We start from the raw sequence: 13,453 nt of genomic DNA, 5'->3' as shown, positions 1-13,453 counted from the left end.
GAATTTTATTGTTTGTTATTATCAGCTATATACACATGTAACTATATTGTTCCGGAAGTGCAGGGCAAAATTCTTCCTTGGATTTTGAAGACAGAGGGCCTTCTACTTCCATGCCTCTTTTTTTGCTTAACACCTCTTTCATAAAAGTGGACTCGCCTTCATTAACGGAACCCACCGGGTTAGGCCATTTGGATTTAAACAGACTGGCAATCAGGCCGGCTAAGCCGAAGATAGCGCCGCCAATTAACTGACCAAATGAAGCACCTTCTCCTATCCATTCTGATCCCGTTATACTATTTCCATAGGATTTCGATTTACGACTGCTGAATACTCCGATGAAAGCGCCAACAATGGCCCCGATAATGGTGCCTATCATTGCGCCAATGGTGCCGGCGATCATACCAATGATGGGTATTAAACCACCACCATTCAACAGGAAAAATGCATCTTCGTATTCATCTTCCACTTTTTTCAATCCTTCGTATACATTCCGCCATTCCTTCTCTGAAATTTTTCCCAGTTTTGAATGACCTTTTGTGATCACACCTTTGTCTTGCATTAGTTCGAGTGCCTTTTCGTTATCCCTTACCAATGCCATAAAATCCTCAAAGCTTTTACCACGCACTGCGAGGTCGGCTTCCGGGAACATCAGATGCCCTAATCTGTCGCCCAGCAGGTACTCGGATTTATGGTAGTGCGCATCCTGTATAGGATGCAACAGGTTTTCTCCGGCACCTTCCAGTGTTGGTGAGGTCTCCTTTTTGAATTTGTTATAGAAGTGGCTGAATTTCTCTTCTGTGGTACCATTATACAAGGCATGGCCTTCTATATTCGTTTCCTTTACATAGTGGCCAAAAAAGTTCATGCTGTTGCTGGTGGCGTCCAGCTTATCTCTCCGGTCACTTACATTGGAGGCTCTGCCTATATTCATGGCCTCCTCATCACCTACATACTGCGATGCAATGAGTATGGTAAGATACTGGTGGATGGCAATATCAGCCCTGCCATTGACGTCCGATCGGGTAACGGCATTGTTTCGTGCATACCGGTAAAGATTTAATCCTGCACCGGTGCCAATGGGATCGGCGCTACACCATCGTCCCAGCCAGGTAATATAGTATCGTGCGCTGTGGTATTCCAATCCGGTTTCTTCATCCCGTTCTCTGCTGGTGTAGCGATAGCGTTTAGCCGCTACGTTTATAGCAGCGTTGTTCGCCTGAAAGGCGGTAGTACCAAAGGGATGATATTCTTCATAGTTGATGATTTGTGCATTTTCATTCAGCTCCAGGGTAACGCTTTCCAGGTGATTGTCCAGCTGATACCTGGTGGTTTTTACTACCGGCGCCTGTTGCTGACTGCCTCCTATAATAACAGCGGGGGCAATTTCTGTATCCAGCATTGCTATACGGGTTTTGTCATCCATCACATGCAGGGTTTCCCTGACCAGCCCACTGGAATTATTATATACTTCATAGCTGCCGAGGTAGATCCGCTCTTCTTTTTTGGAAGGCGTATTGCCATCGGAGGCAGCATATTCCGTTACTTTCCGGGTTCTTTGCCCGGTGCCGTCGTACACATAGTAAGTCGTTTCCGGTGTGCCGTTGTTGACCACCTGCTGTGCCGTGGCTTGCAGTTCTTCTTTAAAATTCCAGTTCATCACCGGCAGGTGCGGCATACCGGTCATGAAGCCGTGCTGTGCATGGTGTGGATATAACCAGGTTTGACTGCCAATGGTGGTACTTTTTATCCGGTTGTTATGGTCTTCGTACAAATAATCCCTTGTCCAGGAGCCTGTACCAGCGCTGTGCCCCATCTGTTTAATATTTCCCACCACATCATATTGATAATGCTGACTGTAATTCCGCAATGCGTTGTTATCGCTGGTAGCATGTTGATTTATAAAAGGAAGGTCATTCCAGTTATCGGTGGTACCAAATGAAACAATGACATCGGCTTCCCTGCCGGTGGCGTTGATCAGCCGGTATTGCGCATCATAAGTATATTCATTGGCTGCTGCTACGAGGGTATTTTTAAAGAAAGTATCAGGGAGCGCGGGATCATTTATCCGGAGCACGTTGCCGGTGGGATCGTACACGTATTGCAGATCCTGTAACTTTTTGGCGGTACTGTTGGTCGTAACAAGGCTGCTCAGCCGGAAGGTGAGAGGATCGTACTTATATTTAGTTAATACATCATTGCCATATAAGATACCGCTGCGTTGTCCCTTTTCGTTGTAGTCAATGTTTTTTATAAAGGGGCTGTCATGGCCGTTTTCATGAACGGTAACGGCGTTGAGTAATCCGGCAGGATTAAAGTCCGGTGTGGTGATTTTATTGTCGGGGGTTGTTTGCCGGATAAGTCTGTTCAGTGCATCGTACGCAGTAGCCGTGGTAAGTGTATATTCCGGTGACGTAGCCAGTAAGCTGTCGGGGTTCACCATATCCCAGTCGGGCATGTTTTTATAATCCAGCGCAAATATGCGGGTGGTATCCAGCAGGTTGCCTTTAAAATCGAAGGTACCGGAGATGATTTTGCCGGCGCTGTCATACAAATTTTTCAGCTGGCCGATGCGGTTCAGTAATTTTTCTGCAGCGCGTTCTGCGGCTGTCATGGCGGGTTTGTCGCCGTACACTACTTTTTCATACAGGGCCTGCGCATAAATAACGGTGTCGCCTCCGTTGATGCGTTTGCCTGTTGGCCGGTGTAAGGCATCATATTCAAATGATAGTTCGTGGCGTCGTTCATCCCACATTTTCACGGGGTTGCCCATGATGTTATGCAGTGTCCAGCGTTTGCCGGTATCCATACTTGTTTGCACTGTCCGATGGCCCAGCATATCGTAGCGCCATGCCATCACGGTATTACCACGGGCGTCTGTAATGGTCAAAGTATTTCCTTCTATGTCCATGTCTGCCCGGCTGAAATACTTTTCTTCCAGCACGTTGCCGATACCGTCTTCCCAGCGATTATGATCTATGCTCAGTATTGGTCTGGCTAATGTATCGGTGATCATGCAGGAAGGCGTATTGTAATGTACGGCTGATTTTATAGCGGCTATTTTCTCCGGATCATTTGGGTTAGGAAGGTTAATGCGTGCGGCGTACCAGGCACTTTCTTTAACGGTGTCGTTGACGTCATAAGAGCATTGTTTCCAGGCGTCAAATACCACCTTGTTAAACGTTCCGTTGGGTAGTTCGGTTTTAACGCTTCTGCCGGTGCCGTCATAGTAGAGGATAGGAGAAACGCCTTTTTCTACCCAGGCAGGATCGTTTTCGTAGGCGGGCGTAGTAGAAAAATACGGTTCATATTGCCGGATAGGATTGCCTTTATTATTCAGCACGGTCCGGCCATTGCCCACCCAGCGCAACTGAGTGCCGGTGTTTAAGAGGGTGCCATCAGGTAGTTGTACTTCTCCGGCTTCTGCCTGTATTTTTTTCATGGCTACCTGTCCAAATCCATCGGTATATTCAAAACTGATTTGCAGCGGGCTATCCGGATCAACGGCGGCGTGTTGCTCCCGCTTAATGACGGCCGCTACACAAGGTTGCTGATGAAAGTCGTACACTATTCTTACCGAGGCGTTGTGGAGTAGCAGATGGGCTTGCGTTTGTAATTGGGTGTAATCGCAGATACCCGGTGCCGTTGTATTGGCCAGCGCAAAGAAGGCGGCTATATTTCCGGATTCAGGTGATCCGGTGTAGGCGGTGATCCCGATTAAGTTGTCGGCTTCTTCACCCTGCAACGGGTCGTTGCCGGCTTTTCCTTCTGTGGAGGTGGCTTTCACGAGTCCGAGTTCATCTGTGATGACAGCAGAAATATTATCATTGATATCCAGCATGCGCAATGGCGAGAGTGTACGATAGCTGAATGCCAGTACCCTTGTTTCATTTTGATGGGCATCAAGTGTTCGTTGCAGGAATAAGTAATAAGGATCGTAAAATACAGTGGAGATACTTTGCAATGGATCGGTATAGCTAACCGGACTAAAGAACCGGTTTTTTATGTTGGTGAGCGTTTCACCACCGTGACAGAATTGTACGGTGCCTGATGGTATCCACCAGTTAGTAGCATCGGATATAAAGCCTGCCTGTTGCAGGTCTGTATCTCCCACTACAAAGGGTAAAGAAAAAGCATCGGGCACAAAAAGATCCTGCAACAGGCCGGGTGTATACGCCAGTTGATAGCTTTCATAAGTGACGCTGCGTACATCCATCGAGCCTTCGGCAAGCGGTAGGGTGAGGGAAGCGTTGTAAAAGATGGTTTTAACATGCTCCGTCAAACGTTTCTGCGGCGAGAGATTATTGGCGGTTTGCTGGTAGGCAATTTCGGGAGTGGGATCTATTGCCCCTTTAAAATCGGCGATCGTAAAAGCAGGATGACCGATACCCGGCGTAAAGCCGGTGAGCTCATAGGTTTGCGTTTGCCAGGGTTTTCTCAGGTAATAATTTTCCGGTGTAATAATATCTTTCGTAAAGCTATTCCGTGTAAAAGTGATCCATTGTTGCTGCTGCGCTTCTTTTGCTTTTTGTTTTGCCAACGCGGTGGCGGGGGAATCGCCTGGAGTTGGTTGCAGCAAAGGTTCCTGCTGCTGCCTGGGATATACTACGGATACAGATTCCAGCACGTTGCCCAGTTCATCGGTGGTAATGGTGAGCGTATGTGCAATACGGGGATCTGTTGCCTGCCGTTCATACACGTAGTTAATCGCTTCACTTTCTTTTACCAGGAAAGCGGCGTATTTATTGATTCCGCGTTCCTGTAGTAATTCAATGAGGCAGTTGTGTGTTGCTACGGAAAATGGAATTTGTTCCGTTTCCAAAGCAGCGGCCTTGAAGGTGATAAAAGCGGGATCATTGTCTGCATAGCTGTGAGCCAACTTTTCATCCGCTATTCTTTTCGATGCATCCAGGCCAAATATTTCCTGGCGTAGCACCATGCCTTTACAGGCCCTGAGGGCTTCGCGCCATTCGGCAGCGCTTAGCTGGTTTATCGAAAATACACTGAGTTTAGGATTGGGTATTATCACCGCATCGGGTAGTGCATACTCTGTTGCAGTGGTGCTGAATCCATTATTTTTGAAAAGCGCGGACCAGTATTCCTGGCTGAATTGACTGAGGATCCTTTCTCTGTCGAGGAAGGCGCCGGTATGAAACCAGGTTTTGGTGAGCACCGGTGGCTGATGATGTTCGTTGGCGGGATTGGCGGCAGTGAATACATCAAAGTCTTCTGTATCGGTTTGTTCTACTCTGCCAAACCCACGAAACTCCCGCTCTGCAGGATCATAATAGCCATGGTGATAAGTATACTGTGTGCTATATCTGACATTGGTGACTGTTTCGGTGATAATGGTTTGTGCAACTACCTGGACAGGGAAAGGCAGTTGTGTGATCCAGGGTGTTCCATTTTTTTTATCCTGCAAATAGTAATGTGTGGAGCTTTTATAGATTACGGTAGTTAGCTTGCCCATGCCATTGTTATGACTGCACATGATATGCGGTTTCCGGCCACCCATTAAATCGATGTAACGCATCGGTGTTCCGCGATAGGCAGGTAATGTGGAGGACCATACAATGCAGGCGGTTCCATTGCCTGTGAGATCCGTCACCGTAATTTTATTGGGTTGTTCTGTAGGAAGAAATGGTTGGATGGTGGTGACGTCACTCCAGGCATTGCCACTGAAATTCAGGTAGGCACGGAATTCCTTTTTGCCGAGGTACATGATGTCGGTAGCTCCGGTGCCGCTGATGTCTGTCAATTGCAGATAGGCGGGATTGAATGCTTCCGGTGTATCAAAGAGGGGCGAATTATCCATGGTAATTTTGGCGCTGAAACGTCCATATCCCATATTGGCCCAGTAACAAACTTCTCCGTTTCTGATGCGGACGAGATCCGTTAATCCATCGCCCGACATATCTGCGAGGAAGATCCGTTGTTCCGGATCTGAAAAAAGAATGGCGGCCCCTTTTTCTTCATCATAGGGTTTGGTGGCCAGTTCCGGCGCACCGTAACCTGTTTTGCCTTCGTTTTCCCAATACCAGAATGCACCCAGATCAGAGAAAAGGATCTCTGGTTTACCATCACCATTGATGTCGAGCATGCGTACATTCGGGTCATGCAGATCGAGGTTGAGTGTTTTCAGGAATGACCGGAAAGGTTGCCAGTGGCCGTCATCACCTAATTCAAAATAGCCCTGGGAAGTGGGCGAGTGGACTACGATCTGCTTCTGTCCATTGGCATCGAGGTCCTGTAGTTGCAGGGTACCGTTGCTGATGCCGGTGAAGGATGGTTTTGGGAGGATCGCAAGGGCGTTGTCAAAGCAGAGGTCTCCGTTTTCATCTGTTCCCCGGTTGGATTTATAATACCATCCGTTGGCTTGTTCTGTGAGGATGCCGTTGATGCCTTCGTTATATAAATCTACCCATTGATAATTATCGGCAAGTCCGGAAGGCGCATGTACAAGGCTTTCCGGGCTGACTTCTTTTACTTCCGTATTCCAGCGCAGCCATTGATAATCGAAGGTCAGTGGGGGCAGTGATTTAACGGAATAGGCACTGTTGTGCCATATATAGCCTTGCTGGGTAATGCCTGTCAGATAGGTGAGTGCAGTGGGGCGGTCACTGCCCGGCGGTGGTGTGCTGGCAGGTACGTAGGTAAAATCGAGCGACTTCACCAGGGTGGGCATACCGGCGTTCAATTCCGCGAAGGTATGAAACAGCAGCACCCTTTGACATAACCGGTAGCTGCGGAGTTCAAATCCTGCACGGCAGCTGGAGAATGGGTCCTTACGGGCCTGCCAGTCGCCGGGATCGTTGGGTGTTGGCAGCAGCAGGTCATGCTCGCCATAATCAAATACCAGCTCAAAGAAATGATCAGGATCCGGAGGCGGCTCCACCGCATAAACGGAGCTGGGATAATAAGGCGTTTTGTTGCCGTATTTAATACGTTTGAGGTGTTTGTTGACAAAAGGTTGCAGACCATTGTACCTGTTTTTTTCAGGCAACGCTTTCGCCACATTTTTAAGATCTTCTGCTTTGTATTCATACCAGATCCAGGAGCCTTTATCATCAAAGCTGCATTCGGGCAACCACTTAAAAATCTGTTGGGCATCATCCGGATGCATGATACGGTATGCAGGACTATAGCCGAAGAAAGTAACCGTATTTTGCGGTGTGGTGACACGCCAGTAGTAGCCATTATCGGGATGAAAGATCCGTTCTATCCTGGAGAAACCACTTTCAATCCGGGGGCGGTACTGTCGGATGGTAAATGCACCGATGGTTTCCTGTCTTACCTGCCAGGCATTGCTTTTCCAGTCCATCAGCGGCACCAGTTCTTCCAGACCGGTAAACATAAAAAGATCTTCCCCGGAGATGTCATCGATATCATTGGTATCAAAATACCGGGGCAGTTTTTTATCCGTGCTGCGTTGAATGGCGGGCAGACCTATGTCCCAGCCAATGCCAAAAAGACTGTTGCCGGTACCTGAATTATAAGACAACGACAACTGTGGCTGGAAGCCATTTCTGTTAGGTGTGCAGGGTAAGGGAATGGTGAAAGACGCGGTTCCGTTAGCGGCATTTACCTGGAACTTTTCATCTATGCTCTTTAATGCGCCACCGCCGGCAGGAAGCGATATGCGGGGTATGTTCAATGCGTTTGACGGGGTATTGCGCTCTTGCCCGAGCACGGAAAATGAACCATGCCTATCCTGGACAGCGCTGTCATTATTATCCATAATGTTCTGATACTTTTAAAATCGGGGTTTGGGGGTATCGAGGTTCTCTTTTGGGGATCTTATTGCTATTGACCTTTATCCAGTGCTTCTCTCTAAATATAACACTATAAAGATAAAAAACAATTTTCTCCTAACGGAAGTATACCAATTTTAACATGTTTTTCGGTTAAAATTGGTATACTTCGGGGTAATTTTTACATAGGATACGTGCAGGAAATAGAATAAATTGGCGTCCAATAACCTGATTCCAGTGGGGCTAACTGATTCCGATAAGCATATAAGGCAACTTCCTGTACACACCAGCCATCTTGCGGCAGCAACCGGGCTTGCCGTTTTCTGGAATGAACTGCAACAACATAATGAACACGGCCTGTATAAGATCTATCATGAACTGTATGATAACTTATATCACTATGGCATCTCGGTAGTACCGGATACGCAGATGGTAAAAGAAGCCATTAATGACGTGTTTGTAGAGTTATGGAAGAAGCGGGAACAGTTGATCATGCCTGACCATATACCGAATTATATTTTTATCTGCTTTAAACGCCGTCTCAGTAAATTATTAGGAAAAGAAAACAAGCGCACCGGTAAGTATGCCGGGCAATTATTCCAGGAGCCGGAAGAACAGCCCTATGAAACGGTGCTGATCAACCTGGAATCAGACGGGCAGTTACGTGATAAAATGGAAAGAGTGCTGGCGCAGTTAACCGCCCGGCAAAAGGAATTTATCCGGCTTCGCTTTTATGAAAATATGAGTATGGAAGAAATTTCTCTTCAGACCTCTGCGTCCATCCGTACCATATATAATACCCTGCATACCGCCATCGTACAGCTCCGCAAGATTATGTCCCTCTTCGTGCTCACACTTATGTTGTATTTTGGAAAATAGTTTCCATTTCTTTGGTAAATAATTAAGATACCGGTCCTCTTTACATTAAACGGGTGATACATGAACCTACAATCCTTCATGGCGGAAGACTTTATGCTGAATGACTCTTTTGTGCGTTACTGTCTGCAAAGTAATGAGGAGGACGTTGCTTTCTGGAATGACTGGATTGCACGGAACCCACATAAGCAGGAGGAGACAGATAAAGCGCGGGAATGGGTACTACGGCTAGGTGTAAAGCTAAACGCGGAGGAAAAGCAGGAGGAGTTCAATAAGCTGCGTGCGCTTATTGAAACAGATCATGACTCGGTAAAGCGCCGCAGAAGTTATCTCCCTTATGCCGCAGCAGCTGCATTGGCAGGTTGTATGGCTTTTGCATGGATGTGGAAAAAACAATCACCCACCAATAGCAAGGCCATTGCTTACATCACGTATCGTGCGGATAGCGCCCGTAAACAGGTATTACTGGCGGATGGCAGCACGGTGATTTTAAACCGGAACAGTGAATTGCGCGTGCCTGATAATTACAACCAGCAGGAACGTCATTTAATACTTACGGGAGAAGCATTATACGATGTACAAAAAGATGATAAGCGCCCCTTTACCGTTACTGCAGGCAACACCAGGGTACAGGTGCTGGGTACCGTTTTTAAAGTGCGGGCCTATCTTTTCGACAGTAGTGTACAGGTATCATTGCTCTCCGGAAAAGTAAGTGTAGCTGCAGCAAACAAGGCAAAGGAATTATCACCGGGACAAACCGTAAAAACAATCCACGATCAGCTGATTACCGGCACCTTCGATGCCACGCGCGAACAGGACTGGCGTAACGGGAAATTGTCGTTCAGAGATGCCTCCCTGTCTGAAGTGGCAGATCAGCTGGAATACTGGTATGGCATTAAAGTACACATCACCCCGGGCAATTATCCGGCTATTCATTTCAATGGCGAATTCGTGAACAAATCTCTGCCAGATGTATTAGCTTCTATTTCTTACATCACTAATCTTAAAACAGACATTCATAAAGGCGAGTTATTTATCAACCATTAATTATAGCAGCAAGCCTGCGATTCCATTCTAAACAATAAACTTTCTAATGTTATGAGAAAGAAATGTATCTCTTGTACCTACAAGGGTATAGCCCGGCGCGTGCTCTGTATCGCGGTGGCAGTGTGTTTGCTGTCATGGGTGCAGGTTACCGAAGGACTTAAAAATAAAGTTGAAATAGGGTTCTCTCAATCCAGTGTAATCAGCGCTTTGCGTTACCTGGAGAAAAATACCGCCCTGAAATTTTCTTACAACCGCGATGACCTTGAACGTACCGCAAAATTTACCATCGATAAAAAAGTACGTACTGTAGAGGCCTTACTAAAAGAAATCTGTAACGCTACAGGTCTTGAGTATAAAATAACGGAGGACATGATCCTGGTAAAGCCAGCCGCTCCACCCGCCACTTCTAAATCAGATCAGCAAAAAGAAGGAGACCTGCAGGGTATCGTAAAAGCCGCTACCGGTGAACTGATGCCGGGTGTGAGCGTAAAGGTAAAAGGAGGGGGCAGAGGTGCGCTGACCACCGAGAACGGAAAGTTTAATCTTACCGGCGTTCCCGAAAATGCGGTACTGGAAGTATCCTTTATAGGATATGAATCACTGGAGGTAAAGGCCACCGGTCACCAGGACCTGAACATTACCATGTATCCTTCAGTAAAAGTACTGGACCAGGTAGTAGTGGTAGGGTATGGTACACAGCGGAAAAGTAACGTGACCAGTGCCATTTCTTCTGTAAAAGGAGATGTGATTGCGAACATGTCTACCAACAACCCGGTGGATGCACTGCAGGGCAGGGTAGCCGGTTTAACGGTAACAAATGGCGGCGGACAACCCGGCGCTCAGGCAGATGTACGTATCCGCGGTCTTAGCACCATGGGTAGTCACAAGCCTTTATATATTATTGATGGATCTCCCGGCGATGCGACTTACCTGAGCAATAATGATATTGCTTCTATGGAAGTATTGAAAGATGGCGCTGCGGCCTCTATTTACGGTTCTTCCAGTGCCAACGGCGTTATCCTCATTACCACCAAAAAAGGTAAGAAAGGGGTGCCTGTCATTGATTTTAATGCTTACTATGGTGTGGTAAATCCTACCGGTAAATACGACATGCTGGATGCCGAAGGGTATAAAGCCGTTCACAAAATGATGTATACAAATGCAGGTCGTACGTTACCTGCTTTTGTTACTAAAAATACCGGCGTGAATACCAACTGGCAGGATGAAATTATCCGTCCCGGCAGCGCCGAAAATTATAACCTGAACCTCCGCGGTGGTGGTGACTATATCACCTATGCCCTGAGTGGAGATATTACCAATGAAAAAGGTACTTATATAGGATCTGATTTTAAGAAGAAAACCATCCGCTCCCGCAATGAATACAAGAAAGGAATTTTAACAGTAGAAGCTAACCTTACCTATTCTGAAACGAAAGCTACTGTACCAAGATTTGCCGCACGGGAAGCTTACTTCCAGTCACCTTTACTCCCCGTACTGGACCCTAAAGAAAAATATGGTTATGGTTTGCAGGTAGATGGCTTGCCCAAGTATCAGAACCCGATGGGAGCAGATCATTATTTTCAGAACTCCACCAACACACAATACTTTAATGTGAATACCCGCTTCACGCTGGCACTGTGGAAAGGGCTGAAGTTTGTGACCAATCTGAACCTGGTCAATGAAAACGATTTTGGCTTCACATACCGGCCGGCAGTGCGTATCAATGCCAACGATGGCGCCGTGCCTTATGCTTATCTCTACAATATACGCACCAATGCCAGGCAACGGCTCATGGAAAATCTGCTGTATTATGATGTGACATCAGGTAAGCATTCACTGAATCTGCTGGCAGGTTACACGGCACAGGAACGCAGCAGCGAATGGCTGGATGTTACGGCAGATGGTAAAACAACGGTACGTACCATTCAGAATGGAGAGCTGGTAGAAAAAACGGTGCCTGGTGGTTTCCTGGACCCTTCCTTCGTTACCATGGATGGTGCACTGGGCGGTACTTTTGGCGCTGGTGGCAGCAGAACAAAATATGTTCGGTTGTCTACATTAGGTCGTATCAACTATGCATATGATAACCGCTATATGGTGCAGCTATCCATCAGAAGAGACGGCTCTTCCAAATTTGACCTGGCCAGGCATTATGGCATCTTCCCTTCTGTAGCATTGGGATGGAATATGCAAAAAGAAAATTTCATGAACAGCATTACCTGGCTGGACATGTTGAAGTTACGTGCCAGTTATGGTGAGTTGGGTACGGAAGAAGCATTGCTTCCATATGACCACTTAAACCTGATGGTAGTGGATAATACCTGGGCCGGTGGTTCGGTGCAGGGTAGTGGTAGTACACCATGGCCCGGTATCATTGGTCAGGATCTGTTGGGTCGTGAGCTGCACTGGGAAACCAGCCGTTCCGCTAACGTTGGTTTTGATTTCAGTTTGATTCATAATAGTCTCAGTGGTTCCTTCAACTACTTTAGTAATAACACCGATGGTTTACTGGTAACCAAAGAAGTACCGCCATCTTCCGGCGTAAACAATCCGACACTGAACGTAGGTAAAATCAGGAATCGTGGCTGGGAGCTGGAACTTACTTACAGCGGTGGCCGCAGAGAGGGTTTGCAGTACAGTCTTACCGGTACTTTCAGCAGTGTGAAAAACGAAGTAGCCTCATTGGCTAATGCCGGACAAACCTTATATGGTACCGGTCTTAAATTCGGCGCTGACCATTATGCCAACCAAACCCGTGTAGGCCGTGAAGTAGGTGCTTTTTATCTGTATGAAGCAGATGGTATTTTCCAGTCGGATGCAGACGCCGCCAACTACAAAAGCAAAACCGGCGACCGCTTACAACCTGCCGCTAAAGCAGGTGATATCCGTTTCAGAGATACCAATGGTGATGGTGTGATTGACGAGAATGATAAAACCTACCAGGGTTCCGGCTTCCCGAAATTCGAATATGGATTTAATATTACCCTGAATTATAAAAGAATAGATTTCTCTCTTTTTGTGCAGGGGGTAAATGGCAGCAAGGTGTATAATGGTAACCGGTTTGAACTGGAAGGGATGGATGCCGGCCGCAATTTCCTCACTACCACATTAAATGCCTGGACACCGCAAAATACCAATACAGACATGCCACGTGCCGTGTTGGGCGACCCTAACAGAAATGCCCGTGAGTCTACCCGGTTCCTGGAAAGCGGTAACTACCTGCGTCTGAAGACTATCCAGCTCGGCTATACGTTGCCGGAAAGTTTATTGAGCCGCTTCAAGATCCAGAAGATCCGGTTTTATGCCAGTGGACAAAATCTGCTGACCATTACCAAATACAGTGGACTGGATCCCGAAGTATCGAGGGTATCTGTATTGGATACGGGGCTGGATCGGATGCAATATCCACAGAACAAAAAAGTAATGCTGGGTGCGCAATTGTCTTTCTAAGCATAAAACTATTTAAAATGAAAAAATTACACTTATATATTCCGGTTGTACTTGCATTACTGGCCATCGCGCCGGGTTGCAGCAAAGACGTGTTGGATCAGCGTTCTCCGGACAAGCTGGAAACCGGCTTATACTGGACTTCCAAAGAAAGAGCGCTGTCGGGGTTGTCGGCTGCTTATTCGCAGGTAGAAGGATTTGTATATTGGGATAACTATGTAGAAGCACGTTCTGTGCGGAGTTTTTACCGCGAAGATTATGTGGAAGCAGGCGATGATGCTTATAATTATTCCTGGTGGATAGAGCATTATAATTTCAACTTCACTTCCGGTAAC

At 46.9% G+C, this 13,453-nt stretch carries 5 protein-coding genes; 4 read left to right on the top strand and 1 reads right to left on the bottom strand.

Annotation, left to right across the window (positions count from 1 at the left end; all coding sequences use genetic code 11):
- Nucleotides 1-25: 25 nt before the first annotated feature.
- Complete coding sequence (locus tag AC1DP6_RS18750; protein ID WP_477056190.1) at nucleotides 26-7,735, bottom strand: SpvB/TcaC N-terminal domain-containing protein; 7,710 nt, start codon at nucleotides 7,733-7,735, stop codon at nucleotides 26-28.
- A gap of 226 nt (nucleotides 7,736-7,961) precedes the next feature.
- Between AC1DP6_RS18750 and AC1DP6_RS18745 the strand changes: the two genes are divergently transcribed.
- From AC1DP6_RS18745 to AC1DP6_RS18730, 4 genes are all read left to right on the top strand, one after another.
- Entirely contained in the window at nucleotides 7,962-8,627 is a 666-nt protein-coding gene (locus AC1DP6_RS18745; RefSeq protein WP_477056189.1) for an RNA polymerase sigma factor, read from the top strand.
- A gap of 60 nt (nucleotides 8,628-8,687) precedes the next feature.
- The gene (locus AC1DP6_RS18740; protein WP_477056188.1) at nucleotides 8,688-9,671 is read left to right on the top strand and encodes a FecR family protein; all 984 of its coding nucleotides are present in this window, start codon (nucleotides 8,688-8,690) and stop codon (nucleotides 9,669-9,671) included.
- 51 nt (nucleotides 9,672-9,722) lie between these two features.
- Nucleotides 9,723-13,121 (top strand): SusC/RagA family TonB-linked outer membrane protein, encoded by a 3,399-nt coding sequence (locus AC1DP6_RS18735; RefSeq protein ID WP_477056187.1) that lies wholly within the window; start codon nucleotides 9,723-9,725, stop codon nucleotides 13,119-13,121.
- A 17-nt stretch (nucleotides 13,122-13,138) separates the two neighbouring features.
- Nucleotides 13,139-13,453 (top strand): hypothetical protein (locus AC1DP6_RS18730; RefSeq protein ID WP_477056186.1); only part of this gene is annotated, 315 nt, incomplete at its 3' end.

The organism is Chitinophaga sp. 01L420 (assembly GCF_056399985.1).
The sequence above is the reverse complement of the archived record's forward strand: the minus strand, read 5'-3'. Positions and strand labels throughout refer to the sequence as shown.

Bases quoted from the DNA above. Each gene is read 5' to 3' on its own strand.
- AC1DP6_RS18750 (WP_477056190.1), bottom strand. From the start codon at position 7,735: ATGGATAATAATGACAGCGCTGTCCAGGATAGGCATGGTTCATTTTCC.
- AC1DP6_RS18740 (WP_477056188.1), top strand. From the start codon at position 8,688: ATGAACCTACAATCCTTCATGGCGGAAGACTTTATGCTGAATGACTCT.
- AC1DP6_RS18735 (WP_477056187.1), top strand. From the start codon at position 9,723: ATGAGAAAGAAATGTATCTCTTGTACCTACAAGGGTATAGCCCGGCGC.